The organism is Kitasatospora sp. NPDC059747 (assembly GCF_042732955.1).
Lineage (GTDB): Bacteria > Actinomycetota > Actinomycetes > Streptomycetales > Streptomycetaceae > Kitasatospora.
In genome coordinates this window covers 7025-21771 of the sequence record NZ_JBHWGV010000005.1, presented here as the reverse complement: position 1 = coordinate 21771, position 14747 = coordinate 7025, and the positions used below count along the sequence as shown (strand labels likewise).

Sequence of the window (14747 nt, the reverse complement as noted above, 5' to 3'; positions counted from 1 at the left end):
CGGCGGGGCCATGCCCGGTCCCCGTTCACCGGGGCGGTTTCCGGACGTCACCTCCCGGTCGCCGAGCGGTGACGGTTCTTGGGAGGTGAGTCCGGAGGGTGGGTCACTGCACGGTGAAGTCGGCCATCATCGCCATGTCCTCGTGCTCCAGGTTGTGGCAGTGCAGCATGTACGTCCCCGCGTAGTCGGTGAACCGCACGAGCACCTCCATCACCTCGGCCGGCCGCAGGTCGACGGTGTCCTTCCACCCGGCGTCGTACGGCCCCGGCTCCTTGCCGTTGCGCGACAGCACCTGGAAGTGGTTGAGGTGCACGTGGACGGGGTGGTGCAGGTCGGTGGAGAAGCGCCAGATCTCGGTGGCGCCGAGGGCCGGGGCCGCGACGGAGCGGCCCGGCTCGTACGGGTCCCCGTTGATCGTCCAGCCGTCGCCGCGGCTGCGCCGGAAGGTGAAGTCGCGGGTGGTCGCGGCGGCGGAGGCGTCGAGCTCCTCGATCGTGGACAGCCGCTCGGGCACCGTCGCGTCGTCGGAGACCTGCCGGGAGGAGACGTCGAAGCGCATGACCTCGGCGGTCCGGCCGCTGCCGAACCGGTTCAGCAGGCGCACGGCGGTACCGGGCGGGTAGCGGGAGAAGTCGACGACGACGTCGAAGCGCTCGGCGGGGGCGATCTCCAGCGCGTCGTGGGCGACGGGCGCCGCCAGCAGGCCGCCGTCCGAGCCGATCTGGACGAGGGCGTCGCCGCCGGACGGCTGGGGGTCGAGTTCGAGGCGGTAGAGGCGGGCGTTGGAGGCGTTGAGGAACCGCAGCCGGTAGCGCGCCCGGTCGACGTCGAGGCGGGGCCAGGGCGCGCCGTTGACGAGGATGACGTCGCCGAGGACGCCGTTCGCGTAGTCGGCGGTGACCCCGGGCCGGTCGGCCCCCACCGCCGGGTACCGGAACGAGCCGTCCTCGGCGAAGGAGCGGTCGGCGAGCATGAGCGGCAGGTCGCGGTCGCCGTGCGGTAGCGGCAGGGCGGCCTCCTCGTCGTCGTGGACGAGGTGGAAGCCGGCCAGGCCGCGCCAGACGCCCGGGCCGGTGAAGCCCATCCGGTGGTCGTGGTACCAGAGGGTGGCGGCGCGCTGGTGACCCGGATAGGTGTGGACGCGCTCGCCGGTGACGGACTTCCCGGCCGCGTGGTGCTCCATGCCGGGCATCCCGGCCATGGCGTCGGCTCCGGCGCTCCCGCTCGACCCGACGGGCAGCAGCAGGTCGACCGGGTAGCCGTCGCTGTCGGCCGGGGTGTGCCCGCCGTGGAGGTGGACGACGGACGGCACCGGCAGCTCGTTGCGGTGCTTGACCACCGCCGCCCGGCCGGAGCGGGTGACCACCGTCGGCCCCGGAAAGCTGCCGCCGTACGTCCAGGCCTCGGTCCTGACGCCCGGCAGGATCTCCAGCTTGGCGACCTGCTGGACGATCTCGTACCGGTCGCCCGTGTCGTCGCCGCCGACCGGCTTGAGCACCGGCGGCACCGGCAGCGGCACCTGGAACGCCGGCGGCAGTTCGAGCCCGCTGCTCAGCAGTCGGCCCGGGCGGCCCTCGGCCAGCAGCCGGGCCGCGGAGGGGGCCGCGACGGCGGCCAGCGCGCCCGCGCCGAGGACGGAGGCGCCGATGCCGAGGAAACGGCGGCGGTTCACTTGGCCACCTCCACGGGCCCGCCCGGCCTGGGCAGCCGACCGCTGCCGTCCGGCCCCGGCTCGGCCACGGCGGCTCGGGCGGGCAGCGGCTCGCGCCAGGCGCCGACCAGCGCGAACAGGATGCCGCTGACCAGCAGGACGCCGAGCGTGACGTGCACGCCGAGGGCCCGGCCGTAGCCGGCGGTGATCTGGCCGATGACGGCCACCGTCAGGACGGCGGTGCTCCACAGCGGCCACAGCGGCCCGCGCCCCGGCCACCGGACCAGGACGGCCACCGCGAGCTGCAGCACGGCGACGGTGGCCAGCGTCATCGCGTTGCCCTCGTGGTCCTTGAGGGACTCGTAGGTGCCGTTGAGGAAGCTCCCGGCCAGCATGACCTGGAGGACGGCCAGCAGGCCCAGCGTGGTCGAGGTGACGCGCAGGAGGATCAGCGGCCAGCGGGGCGCGGGGGCCGCGGGAGGACTGGTCATTCCGGGCTACTCTCTGCTCGGCGGGTGGGGCGGGGCGGGCGAGAGCGTAGCTGATCCGGCATCACGATCACGGGCAATAACGGGGGTTGGGCATCCGAGTGATCCCTTTGCGCCCGTTCGGGCCGCCGGATGTCACCCGGTCGGGGGACGGGACGGCCGCGGAGGCGCCCTCGCCCCCGGCTCACACCGGGTCGGCCGCCACCCCCTGGTAGGCGGCGCGGAGTTCGTCGAGGACGGGGTGGTCCGCGTCGAACCGCGTGCCGTCGATCGCCGCCACCGGGCGGACGCCGACGCCCGCGTTCACCGCGAACGCGGCCTTGAACCGGTCGACCTCGACGGCGTCCACCGGCCCGCGCCCCTGCGGCCCGCCGTACGCGCGGGCGAGCAGCGCGGCGGTGACGCCCGGCAGGCTCGGGCCCTGCGGCCAGACCACGCGGCCGCCGTCGTCGACGAAGCCGACGTTCCAGGTGGCGCCCTCGGTCACCCGGCCCGCCGGGTCCACCAGCAACGCGTCGTCGAACCCTGCGAGTTGGGCGCTGCGGCGGTGGCGGATCAGGCCGAACAGCCCGACGTGCTTCACCTCCGGCGCCTCCCGGACGTACGCGACCGTGCGCACCCGCAGCGGGCCGGGCGCGGCGGCCGGGGCCGGGCGGGTGGTGACCAGCAGGCTCGGCGCGGCCGGCCCGGACGGGCGCTCCAGGCCGAGCTCCGGGTCGTAGACGGTGACCCGGACGATCGCCTCCGCGCCGTCCGGCGGCAGCACCGCATGGATCCTCTCGCGCACGACGGCCGGGTCCAGCTCGGCGCCGAACAGCGCCCGGCAGTCCCGGACCAGCCGCTCCAGGTGCAGCGCGAGGCCCCGGACCCGGCCGGTCCCGACGCGCAGGGTGGTGAAGTGCCCGTAGTTCAGCAGCCCCAGCGCCGCCACCCGCGCCGCGTCGGCGGGGGCGCCGTCGATCTCGATCTCAGCCATGGTCCGAGTCTGGCAGGACCCGGGCGCGATTCCGCCTAGTGCCGTGGTCCCGGACCCCTGGCCCCCGGCTCTGGACCCCCGACTCTGGCCCCCGGCCCTAGGGGCAGACCGGGCGATACGGCGTGACGACCCGCCGGCCCGCCGCCGCGGCCAGCTGCTCGAAGTGCTCGATCTTGTACGCGAGCCCCTCCGGCTCGCCGGTGTCCGCCCAGCGCCACGCCTCCGCCCACCACTGCGGCCCGCGCACCAGCGGGCGGCCGGCGAGCGCCAGGTGCAGCGCGAGCGTCGAGCGCGCGTAGCCGTGCACCCAGCCGTCCGTGCCGCGGTAGGCGGCCGTCTCGTCCAGCCGCAGCCAGCGGCCCTCGCGCCCGGCGGCCAGCAGCGGCACCCAGCCCTGCGCGCCGTCCTCCACCAGCAGGAGCAGCCGCCCGTCCTCCTCCCGCACGCGGTAGGGCGGGAGTTGGGGCATCCGCGCGAGGGCGAGCGAGTGCTTCCAGCCGACCACCCACAGGCCCCGGCGCAGGTAGTAGCGGACGGCATGCTGCCAGGTCCAGTGCGCCTCCAGCCGGTAGCCGGGCAGGCCCTCGGCGACCGCGGCCCCGTACACGTCCGCCAGCACCCCGGCGGCCAGGCCGCACCCGCGGGCCTCCGGCCGCAGGTAGAGCGAGGAGACGGCGAGCTGGCCGGGCCCCCGCGTCCAGTTGTCGACGGCGACCGTCCCGGCGACCGCGCCGCCCGGGCCCAGCACCCAGTACCGGCGCCGGTACAGCTCGCCGCCCGGCCACTCCCGGCCGCTCTCGCCCAGCCGCTCCCGCCACCGCCGCTCGGCGTCCGGCGCGAGGGCGTCCGGGTCCACCCGCTCCCCCAGCTCGCCCTCCACCAGGGACGCCAAGTCCCATAGCGCGAAGCGCCGTTCGTCCCCCTCGGGCACCACCGTCAGCCGCGGCCCCGCCGCCAGCCGATCCTGCGCCCGTTCCACCGCTGCATCCCAGGACCTCACCACACCGCCACGATAGACCTGCGGCGGGCACGGATCGTAATTCAGTAGACACCGAACGTCAGATCGGATACGAATTCAGCCGTCCGCTTCGTACCGGAGAAGGGGGTTCCCGATGTCTTCCGTCCGCCAGTCAGCCGTGCGTCCGTCAGCCGTCCGTCCGTCAGCCGTGCGCCGCCTCGGCGCCCGCCTTCTCCGGGGCCTCCGTTCGGCTCTCCGCCGGTGCCTTCGCCCGCGCGGGCCGGGTCAGCACGACGGCGGCGATCACGGCCACGCCGCCCACGACGGCGTTCCAGCCGACGGGCTCGGCGAGGAGGGCCGCGCCCAGCACCATCGACCAGACCGGCGTCACGTAGGTGACGGCCGAGGCCACCGCGGTGCCCGCCGCCCGGACGAGGCCCAGGTTGAGCACGTACGCGAAGCCGGTGCCGGCCGCGCCCAGCACGAGCAGCGCGGCCGCGGCGCCCGCGCCGGGCCAGTGCGGCGCGCCCGCGCCGAGCGGCGCCACGACGGCCAGCTCGGCCGCGGCGCAGGTGATCTGAGCGGCCGACAGCGCCGTGACGCTGTGCGGCCGGCCGCTCAGGAAGTGTCGCAGGTAGGCGAAGCCCGCGCCGTAGCAGCACGCCGAGCCCAGGCAGGCCAGCCCACCCGCGAGCTCGCCCGAGCCGATGCCGCGCCAGACGCCGAGCACGGTCAGCACACCGGCGAAGCCGAGCGCAAGACCGCTCAGCCGGCGCGCCCCCGGGCGGCGCTCCTCGGCCACCGTGGCCGCCGCGAACAGCAGCGTGAACAGCGGCGTGGTCGCGTTCAGCACCCCGGCGAGCACCGAGCTGACCTTCGTCTCGCCGAACGAGAAGAGCGTGAACGGCACGGTGTTGAGCAGCACCGCGACCACCGCCGAGTGGCCCCAGACCACGCGCTCGCGCGGCACCCGCTCGCGCCGCAGCACGAGGATCGCCCACAGCGTGGCCGCCCCGAGCAGGCTGCGCCACAGCGCCACCCAGACCGGCGGCACCCCCGCCGTCACCGCGACCTTGATCAGGGCGAAGCTCGCGCCCCAGATCGCCGACAGCACCACGAACCCCGGCCACCAGCGCCGCGCTCCGACCACGTCCGTCCTCCCCGCTCCTCAGTCCGGGACGGTCCTCTCCAGAACAGTCCGCGCCAGGACGGTCCGCGCGGTCCGCGCCGGACCGTCCGTCCTGGACAGAGGGTGGCCCTGCCGGGGAACATGAGTCCAACAAGTGACGATGCCGGATGGATGAGGAAGTCTCATGGCTTCGGAGGTCAACCTCGCCCAGCTCAGGGCGCTGATCGCGGTCGCCGACACCGGCGGCTTCGGCGCCGCCGCCGACGACCTGGGCATCACCCAGTCCGCCGTCTCGCACGCGGTCGCCGCCCTGGAGCGCACCCTCGGCGCGCCCGTCCTGCACCGCGGCAGCCCCGCCCGGCCGACCCCGCTGGGCGAGCAGATCCTGCCGCACGCCCGCACGGCGGTCGCCTCGGCCTCCGCCGTCCGCGCCATCGCCACCCGGCACTCGGGCGGCCTCACCGGCACCGTCCGGCTGGCCGCGCCCACCACCGTCTGCCAGGTGCTGCTGCCCGGGCTGCTCCGGGACTGGGCGGCGGCGCACCCGCAGGTGACGGTCCGGATCTTCGAGGGCGAGGACGCCGAGCTGGCCGTCTGGCTGGAGGCGGGCACGGTCGACGCCGCCGTCCTGGTAGACGCCGGACCGCTCCCGCCCGGCGCGGTCTCCCTCGGCGCGGACTCCATGCACGCACTGCTCCGGCAGGACCACCCCCTCGCCGAGCAGGAGTCCATCCACGTCGCGGACCTCGACGACGACGACTTCCTGCTCTCCGAGGGCGGCTGCGAGCGGCACATCCGCGAGGCGTACCGCCGGGCCGGCACCCGCTTCACCCCGCGGCACCGGATCCGTGACCTCAACACGCTCATCGGCATGGTCCACGCGGGCGTCGGCGTCTCGGTGATTCCCGCGCTCGCGCGGACGATGATCCCGGCGGGCTGCGTCCTCGTCCCGATCCGGCCCGCCGTCCACCGCACCCTGACGCTCACCGGACCGGCCGGCCGACCGTGGTCCCCCGCCGTGAGCGGCCTGCTCGCTGTGATGTCTTCGGCTGCAGTGTCCTCGGCTGCGCTGTCCTCGGCGCCGGCGTCGTCAGCGCCGGCGGCGGAGGTCCTCTCGGAGGCGTGAGCCCGGCGGGCTGGGCTCCGTGGGCTGGACTCGACAGGATGGGCTCGGCGGGCCGGGCGCGGCACATTTCTGCGGCCGAGGCGTCCTCGGTGGAACTTTTCGCGGATGGAGGGGCGACCGGCTGGATCCGGTGGCACACCGGCCGCAGGGTGGCGGGCGTTGCAGTCCGCCCTCCGAGGGAGCCCCGTTGTCCACCACCGCACCGCACCACCGCCGTTGGGCGGCACTCGCCGCGCTGCTCACGGCCGAGGCGATGAACCTGCTGGACGCGACGATCGTCCAGGTCGCCGCGCCCCGCATGCGCGCCGAGCTCGGCGGCCGGGTCTCCGCCGTGCCGTGGCTGACCTCCGCCTACACCCTGCCGTTCGCCGTCCTCCTGCTCACCGGCGCCCGGCTGGGCGACCGGGCCGGACGCCGCCGGGTGTTCCGCATCGGAGTCACCGGCTTCCTGCTGGCCTCCCTGGCCTGCGCCGCCGCGCCCACCCTCGGAGCGCTGATCGCCTTCCGGGCCGTCCAGGGCGCGGCGGCGGCGCTGATCGTGCCGCAGACCATCGGCCTCATCAAGGCGATGTTCCGCGGCGACGAGACGGCGAGGGCGCTCGGCAGCATCGGCCCGGTGATGGGGCTGGCGGCCGTGTGCGGCCCGGTCCTCGGCGGGGTGCTCACGCACGCCGACCTGTTCGGGTCCTCGTGGCGCGCGGTCTTCCTGGTCAACGTGCCGCTCTCGCTCGCCGTCCTCGCGCTCGCCCCGCTGCTCGCAGAGGACCGCGCGCCCCGGCGTCCCGGCCTCGACCCGGCGGGCACGGCACTCGCCGTGCCCGCCACCTCCCTGCTCGTGCTCCCGCTGCTGCGCTCCGGCGGCGGTCTGACGGACGGTCCGGCGCTCGCCTCGCTCGCCGGCGGGTGCGCGCTCGCAGTGGTCTTCGCCGCCCACCAGCGCCGTGGCGGGCGGCGCGGGCGCGGCACGCTCGTGGAGACCAGCCTCTTCGCGTCCGCCCGTTTCCCGGCCGCGCTGGTGTGCTCCGCGCTGTTCTTCGGGGCCGGCACCGGGCTCACGCTCGTCGTCGTGCTCCAGCTGCAAGTCGGCTCCGGCGCAGACGCGTTGACCGCCGGGCTGACGCTCCTGCCGTGCTCGGCCGGGATGGCCGCGGCGTCCTGGTGCGCCGGCGCGTACCTGGTCGGCCGGTACGGGGCGCGGGTGCGCAGCGCCGGGCTCGCGGTCATGGCGGCGGGCGTCCTGATGACCGCCGGGGCGTTCGGCGCGGGCGGCCACCCGGCGCTGCTGCCGTGCGCGCTCGCGGTCGTCGGCGTCGGGCAGGGCCTGTTCACGCCGTCGTTCTTCACCGCCGCCCTGCATCCGCTGCGGCCGCAGGAGATCGGCTCCGCCGCCGGACTCCTCAACGCCGTCCAGCAACTCGGCACCACTCTCGGCGTCGCCGCACTCGGCCGGATCTACCTCGCGTCGGCGGACACCGCCGGGGCGCAGCAGGCCTGCTGGGCGGGCCTCGCCGCGCTGGCCCTGGTCGCGGTGGCCGGGCGGGCGATGCGCACGGGCCGCGGCCCGGAGGCGGTCAGCGGTCCGGAGGCGGTCGACGGGCCGGACGCGGTCCGAAGCCCGGACGCGGTCGACGGGCCGGACGCGGTCCGAAGCCCGGGGTCGAGCCCGGGGTCGAGCCCGGCAGAATCGGAGGCCGCTCCGGAACCGGCCGCCGAACCCCTGGAACCCACGCATGCTCGATGAGCTCGACCGCGCACTCGTCCACGCCCTGCGGATCGACGGGCGCGCCCCGTTCAGCCGCATCGCCGCGGTACTCGGCGTCTCGCCGCAGACCGTCGCCCGCCGCTACCGGCGGCTGCGCGCCGAGGCCGGCCTGCGGGTCGTCGGGCTCGCCGACCCGCACCGGGCCGGGCGCACGCAGTGGTTGCTGCGCCTCACCGCCGGTCCGCACGCCGCCCAGGGCGTCGCCCGGGCCCTGGTGCGGCGCGGCGACACGGCCTGGGTGCACCTCACCTCCGGCGGCACCGAGATCACCGCCGTCGTCGAGACCACGCCCGGCGACGACGGCCACGCCCTGCTGCTGCGCGACGTCCCGCGCACGGCCACCGTCACGGCCGTCTCCGCCCACTGCCTGCTGCACACGTACCGCGGCGGCCCCACCGTCTGGCCGGGCGGGGCCTGCACTCTCAGCGAGGAGCAGCAGGAGCTGCTGCGCCCGCCCGTTTCCGGAACCGCCCCTGAAGCCGTCCCAGGCACTCCGCCGTCCCTCGATACGGCCGACCGGGCTCTGCTGACCGTGCTCCACCACGACGGCCGCGCCGCCCTCGGCGAGCTCGCGGCCGCCACCGGCCGCACCCCGGCGACGGTCGCCCGCCGCCTCGCCGAACTCCGCGCGGACGGCAGCGTCTTCCTCGACGTCGAGCTGGACCCCCGCCTGCACGGCGCCGGCCTGCACGCGCTCCTGTGGATGACCGTCGCCCCCGCACACCTGGACCGAGTCGCCCTCGCGCTCACCGGTCACCGCGAGCTGGCCTTCATCGCCGCGACGACGGGCCGGACCAACCTCGTCGCCACCGTCCTCTGCACCGACCCGGCCGACCTGCACCGCTACCTCACCCGTCACCTCGCGGCGCTCCCCGAGATCACCGCCCTGGAGTCCACGCCCGTCCTGCGGACCCTCAAGTCCTCCGGGCCGATCCCACCGCCGCCCACCCGGACCTCCCACTGACGCCCCGGGTCACGGCCCGCCGTGCCGCACGGGCGGCTACCATCGCCCCTATGCCTCCGCAGGACCGCCACTCTCCTACCGAGCCGGTGCCCGGGCACCCTCGACGGGGGTGCTGCGGTGTGGTACCGCACGGTCGACCAGCCAGCCAGCCAGCCAGCCAGCCAGCCAGCCAGCCAGCCAGCCAGCCAGCCAGCCAGCCAGCCTCGGCGGTGGGGCCGGCGCAGGTGCTGTTCGCCGCACGGTCGGCGGCCGCACTGCACCGGCTGCTGGATCTACTGCCCGTATTCGAGGGTGACGACCGGGTCCGCTGCCGGTTCACGCTCGTTCCCGGTTCGGAGTTCGACACCGACGCGCTCGCGGCCGTCGACGCCGCCGGAGCCCGCTGCCTCCCGTGGTCCGAGGCCAGGGCCGCGGACCACGACCTGATCCTGACGGCCAGCCCCAAGGGCGGACTCGGCGACCTGCGCGGCCACCAGGTGCTGCTCCCACACGGCGCGGGATTCAACAAGGCGCTGCCGGACGAAGGCTCGCCCGTGCTGCCGTCCGGCCTCGATCCGGCGTTCCTGCTCAGCGACGGCCGGCCGACCGCGACGTTGCACGCCCTCGCCCACCCCTCTCAGGTCGAGCGCCTGGCCGCTCAGCTCCCCTCCGCCCGCGGCCACGCCATCGTGGCGGGGGACCCGACCCTCGACCGGATCCTCGAATCGCTGGACCGCCGCGATGCCATCCGCGCCGCACTCGGCACCGGGGCACGGCGGTTGGTCGTGCTGTCGTCCACCTGGGGCCCGGAGTCCCTCCTGGCCCGCCGCCCGGGGCTGCCCGCGTCGTTGGCGGCCCGGCTTCCGCACGACGCCTACCAGCTGGCGCTGATCGTGCACCCCAACGAGTACAGCCGCACGGGCGCCTTCGATCTGGTCCGGCAGCTGCGGCCCGCCCTGGACGCCGGCCTGGTCCTGGCGGCGCCGTACGAGGAGTGGGCGGCACTGCTGGTCGCGTGCGACGTCGTCGTCTCCGACCACGGGTCGGTAGCGTTGTACGCGGCCGCCCTGGACCGGCCCGTCGTGGCCGGGTGCGTCGGCGCGAGCGAGCTCATCCCGGGCAGCCCGATGGCCGAACTGCTCTCCTCCGTACCACACTTGGACCTTGACACCGCAGCCGTCGCGCTGGCCTCGGCCGAGCCTGCGCGCACCCGCCGCTTCGCCGAGCAGGCCTTCGCCCTCACCGGGGAGTCCCTGGAGACGCTCCGCGCGGAGCTCTACAAATTGCTCGGGCTCTCCCCCTCTCCGTACCCCGTCCGGTCGCGCCCGCTTCCCGTGCCGGGACCGGCCCGTACGGCGCCGCACGCCCCGGCCGCGTTCGCCGTCCGGGCCGTCACCGAGGGGCGGCGCGTCACGGTCGAACGGCTGCCGCCGTGGACCGACCTGCCGCTCCACCACCGCGCCGCCGAGTACGGGCGGGCCGGCGTGCGCCAGCTCCAGAGCGCCGCGCTGATCTACCAGCGATGCGGAAACGGTTCCTCGGACCAGCCCCGGACGAACAAGCCCTCTCCGAACCAGCACCACACGAACTGGCACCAGGAGTACCGGACGGCCGCCGACCGGACGGCGGAGGTGCTCGACGAGTACCCGGGCTGCCGCACCGCGGCCGTCGTCCTCTCCCCCGCCGCCTGTCTCGTCCGACGCGACGGCGCGGAGCCGTTCACCCTCCGCATCGGTCCCGCCCGGGCCGGCACCCGGATCCGCCTGACCGACCCGGCCGCCGCCCTCTCCGCCGTCCACGCCTGGCTGGGCGCCCACCCGCTCGCACTCCCCAGCATGCTCACCGCCCGGATCGGCGGCACGGACTACCGCGTCGACCTGGCGCCCGCCACCGAGGCCGAGCTGGCTCACCCCGCCTGACGGCCCGCGATCTCCGCCACCTCTGTGCGATAGCCCTCGGCGCGGGCAGCGTCGCCGCCCTCCTCGCAGAAGGCCACCAGCGTCTCCAGCACCCGCAGTTCGTCCGCCGCCGACCTGCGCGCCCGGGCCCCGGCGAGGGCGGCCTCGTACAGGCGCGCGGCCTCCTCGCGGCGGCCGGTCCGCCGCAGCGCCACGCCCAGTTCGAAACCGGTGCGCGAGGACATCCGGTCCCGGCCGAGCCGCAGCGCGGTCTCGTGCGCGTCGCTCAACAGCTCCACGGCGCGGTCGAGTTCGCCCATCGCCACGGCCCCACGGCCGATCAGGTAGGTCTGGAGCATCGCACCGTACTCGTTGCCGATCGCCCGGTGCACCTCGCGCGCTGCCTCGAAGTCGGGCACGGCGGCGGCCCAGTTCCCCTGGACGGAGGCCAGCTTGCCGCGGAACTCGATCGCCGAGGCGTACAACTTCCGTTCGTCGTCCCGCTCCCCGAGCAGCCGGCCGCGCCGGATCGCGGCCTCGACCTCCTGCCGCGCCTCCGGGTACCGGCCCTGTTCCCAGAGCGGACGGGCGAGTTGGCAGTGCATCCGGACGATCCCGGCGGTGGAGTCCGCCCGCTGGGCGGAGGCCAGACCGTGGCGGAACGCGTCGATGACGTCGGCGTAGTGCTGGTGGTCGAGGAAGTGCGTCCAGAGCGGTTCGCACAGCGCGACGGCGTCGTCGTCCAGCCCGTCCTCGTGGGCGATCCGCACGCAGCCGAAGAGGGAGAGGTGCTCGCGCTCCAGCCAGTGCATGGCCGCGTGCTTGTCGGTGAACTCCAGGTCCGGGACGTCGGCCAGGCCGGGCTCCTCCGGCGCCGGGCCCGAGACGGTGAGCCGGCTGCCCGCGGCGAGGAGGTCCGCCCGGGCCGCCTGGCGGCGCAGCCAGCGCACCAGTCTGCGCCGGACGTCGCCCGGGGTGTCCACGCCCGCGCCCGCATCCGCACCCGCGTCGGCGCCCGCGCCCGCGTCGGCCCGGCGGAGCGCGTGACCGCGCAGCAGGTCGTGCATGCCGAGGCCCCCGGGCCGGCGCAGCAGCAGGCCGGCCTCCTCCAGCTCGTCGACCGCGTCCTCGGCCCGGTCCAGCCCGGAGCCGAGCAGCGCGGCGGCGACCGGGACGGTGACCACCGGGCCGGGGTGGTGCGGCAGGGCCCGGTACAGCCGGGCCGCGGTGGGCCCCAGACGCGCGTAGGCGGCGTTCCAGACCACTTCGACCACGGGGACGCCCTCCTCGCGGAGTCCGGCGGTGAGTTCGTCGATCAGTCGCCGCAGATCCCGGTTGCGGCGCTTGCGCAGCAGCCGCCCGGCCACCAGGATCGCGGCGGGCAGGCCCGCGCAGCACCCGGCCAGTTCGGCGGCGGCCTGCGGGTCGTCCACGAGCCGGGGGTCCTGGACGGCGGCGCGCAACAGGCCGGTGGCGTCCTCGCCGGAGAGCGGGCCCAGCGGCAGGTCGACGGATCGCGTGCCGTCCAGGTCGGCCAGGCGGGCGTGGCTGGTGACGATCACGACCGCGGCACCGGAGGAGGGCAGCAGCGGACGGATCTCCGCGCCGCTCTGGGCGTTGTCGATCACGAGAGCCAGCCGCTTGTCCTGGGTGGCCGCCCAGTACTCGCGGCGCCGCTCGGCGAAGCCGGCCGGCAGGGCGTCGCCGCGGCCGAGGGAGCGGCAGAGGCCGCCGAGCGCGTCGGCCACCTCGACGGCGCCGTCCCGCCGCAGGTCGTTCAGGTCGACGTGGAACACACCGTCGGGGCAGCGGCCGAGGCGCCGGAGTTCGCGGGCGAGGCGGAAGCCGAGTTCGGTCTTGCCGATGCCGCCCATGCCGCTGACGCACACCACCAGGGGGCCGTCGGCCGGTCCGTCGGCTGCCGGTCCGCCGTGACCACCGGCGACGGCGGCCAGGACGAGGTCCTGCTCGACGGTCCGGTCCGCGAAGTGCACGGGCGGCGGGGGAAGTTGGACGGGCGAGTCCGGCTCGGCCGGCGGCGCGTGCACGCACAGGTGCTCGATGGTGTGCGCCTGGACGACGGTGCCCGCGCGCACCTGCCCGTCCACCCGGTTCGAGATCTCCTTGGCCACTCGTCAACTCTAGTGCCGACGGGGCGTGGCCACGCGGCTTCGACTTGACCGTTTGGGGGTTGACCACCCTTCCGGAACAGGTCTATACCAGTGACAGTCCTCGGCGACGACCCCGTGCCGACGGACCGTTCGGCCCGCGCGCCCGCCCCCACGTCCGGCGCAGACGGGCCACTTCCCCCTGCCGTTTCCTGGAAAGGCTTCCGATGGAACGCGCTCTTCCCCCACACGCCGCGCCCCACAGAGCCCCCGGGGCCCACGAGCCCCGCACCCACCGCGCCGGCCGCACCACCCGCTGGGCCTCGCGCCGGGCCGCCGTCGCCGTCGCCGGTGTGCTCGGCCTGGTCGCGGGCGGCGTCGCCGCCGTCACCGCCTCCGGCTCCGCGTCCGCCGACACCACCACCACCGCCGTCACGGGCTTGGGCAGCAACTGGTACGCCTCGGCGCCCTACCTGATGCCCGAGGACAACAGTCCGCCGGACGCCGCCGCGGTGATGGACGCCACCGGGCAGAAGGCCTTCCAGCTGGCCTTCATCCTCGCGCAGGGCAACAGCTGCGCCCCCGCCTGGGGCGGGACCTCCGCCATCGACTCCGACACGACGATGCCCTCGGTGATCCGGACGATCCGCGACAAGGGCGGGGACGTCTCGGTGTCGGTCGGCGGCTACGGCGGCACCAAGCTCGGCCAGGTCTGCGGCACGCCGGAGGCGACCGCCGCCGGCTACCAGCAGGTCGTCACCAAGTACCAGCTCAAGGCGATCGACTTCGACCTGGAGGAGCCGGAGTACGAGAACACGGCCGCCATCCACAACGAGATCGGCGCCGCCCGCATCCTCCAGCAGAACAACCCCGGCCTGTACGTGTCGATCACCACGGCCGGCACCAACGCGGGCACCGGCTGGTTCGGCACCCAGATGCTGGGCGAGGCCAAGTCCCAGGGCTTCACGCCGAACAACTTCTCGATCATGCCGTTCGACGGCGGGTTCAACGGCGCCGCCGCCCAGACCGACGCGCTGGTGAAGTTCAACCAGATCCTGCAGAACACCTTCGGCTGGTCCGAGGCCACCGCGTACGCCCACGAGGGCGTGTCGATGATGAACGGCCGCACCGACGCCGCCGAGTACTTCCGTCAGGCGGACTTCCAGACCGTGCTGGACTTCGCGACCGCGCACAACCTGGCCCGCTACACCTTCTGGTCGGTCAACCGCGACCGCCAGTGCCAGGGCCCGGTGGACCCGGGGCTGTCCGGCTCCTGCTCCAGCGTGGCGCAGGGCGACTGGGACTTCACCAAGTACACCGTGAAGTTCGCCGGCGCGACGCCGCCCACCACTCCCCCGAGCACGCCGCCGACCACTCCCCCGACGACTCCGCCCACGACCCCGGGGGCCTGCACCCTCCCCGCGTGGAGCGCGAGCACGACGTACACCGCGGGCAACAAGGTCTCGTACAGCGGGCACGACTACCACGCCAAGTGGTGGACGCTGAACGAGGTGCCGACCGCCAGCGGCCAGTGGGGCGTCTGGGCCGACGACGGCCCCTGCTGACGCTTCCCACTGGCGGTCCGCGTGAGGGGCGGGGCCCGGGGGGGCCCCCCGGGCCCCCCCCCCCCCCCGTCGGTGACCCCAGGGCGGGCCCCGACCCCTCCCGCTCGGGCGGCCGGGAGGACGCCCCCCGCGGGAGCGCGACC

At 75.5% G+C, this 14747-nt stretch carries 11 protein-coding genes; 5 read left to right on the top strand and 6 right to left on the bottom strand.

Annotated elements, in window-relative coordinates; all coding sequences use genetic code 11:
* Positions 1-103: 103 nt before the first annotated feature.
* The 5 genes from ACFV4G_RS03575 to ACFV4G_RS03555 form a co-directional block, all read right to left on the bottom strand.
* Positions 104-1672, bottom strand: a complete 1569-nt coding sequence (locus ACFV4G_RS03575) for a multicopper oxidase family protein (protein WP_380436019.1) — start codon at positions 1670-1672, stop codon at positions 104-106.
* Positions 1669-2142 (bottom strand): hypothetical protein, encoded by a 474-nt coding sequence (locus tag ACFV4G_RS03570; RefSeq protein ID WP_380436017.1) that lies wholly within the window; start codon positions 2140-2142, stop codon positions 1669-1671. The genes ACFV4G_RS03575 and ACFV4G_RS03570 overlap by 4 nt, the downstream gene beginning before the upstream one ends.
* Positions 2143-2323: 181 nt before the next feature.
* Positions 2324-3115: an aminotransferase class IV gene (locus ACFV4G_RS03565; protein WP_380436015.1), complete on the bottom strand. Its 792-nt coding sequence runs from the start codon at positions 3113-3115 to the stop codon at positions 2324-2326.
* Positions 3116-3212: 97 nt separating this feature from the next.
* Positions 3213-4118: a GNAT family N-acetyltransferase gene (locus ACFV4G_RS03560; RefSeq protein ID WP_380436013.1), complete on the bottom strand. Its 906-nt coding sequence runs from the start codon at positions 4116-4118 to the stop codon at positions 3213-3215.
* A 157-nt stretch (positions 4119-4275) separates the two neighbouring features.
* A complete protein-coding gene (locus tag ACFV4G_RS03555) occupies positions 4276-5223 on the bottom strand; it encodes a DMT family transporter (protein ID WP_380436011.1) in 948 nt (315 codons plus the stop codon).
* A 163-nt stretch (positions 5224-5386) separates the two neighbouring features.
* Between ACFV4G_RS03555 and ACFV4G_RS03550 the strand changes: the two genes are divergently transcribed.
* From ACFV4G_RS03550 to ACFV4G_RS03535, 4 genes are all read left to right on the top strand, one after another.
* On the top strand, positions 5387-6328 hold the full coding sequence (locus tag ACFV4G_RS03550; RefSeq protein ID WP_380436009.1) for a LysR family transcriptional regulator: 942 nt from the start codon (positions 5387-5389) through the stop codon (positions 6326-6328).
* 187 nt (positions 6329-6515) lie between these two features.
* A complete protein-coding gene (locus ACFV4G_RS03545) occupies positions 6516-8069 on the top strand; it encodes an MFS transporter (protein WP_380436007.1) in 1554 nt (517 codons plus the stop codon).
* Positions 8059-9054, top strand: a complete 996-nt coding sequence (locus ACFV4G_RS03540) for an Lrp/AsnC family transcriptional regulator (protein ID WP_380436005.1) — start codon at positions 8059-8061, stop codon at positions 9052-9054. Before ACFV4G_RS03545 ends, ACFV4G_RS03540 begins: the two co-directional genes overlap by 11 nt.
* A 209-nt stretch (positions 9055-9263) precedes the next feature.
* Positions 9264-10952 (top strand): translation initiation factor 2, encoded by a 1689-nt coding sequence (locus tag ACFV4G_RS03535; protein WP_380436003.1) that lies wholly within the window; start codon positions 9264-9266, stop codon positions 10950-10952.
* On the opposite strand, the gene ACFV4G_RS03530 is transcribed toward ACFV4G_RS03535, so the two are convergent.
* The gene (locus tag ACFV4G_RS03530; protein WP_380436001.1) at positions 10940-13063 is read right to left on the bottom strand and encodes an NB-ARC domain-containing protein; all 2124 of its coding nucleotides are present in this window, start codon (positions 13061-13063) and stop codon (positions 10940-10942) included. The two genes, ACFV4G_RS03535 and ACFV4G_RS03530, sit on opposite strands and share 13 nt — an antisense overlap.
* 203 nt (positions 13064-13266) lie before the next feature.
* Between ACFV4G_RS03530 and ACFV4G_RS03525 the strand changes: the two genes are divergently transcribed.
* Entirely contained in the window at positions 13267-14604 is a 1338-nt protein-coding gene (locus ACFV4G_RS03525) for a carbohydrate-binding protein (protein WP_380435999.1), read from the top strand.
* Positions 14605-14747 lie beyond the last annotated feature (143 nt).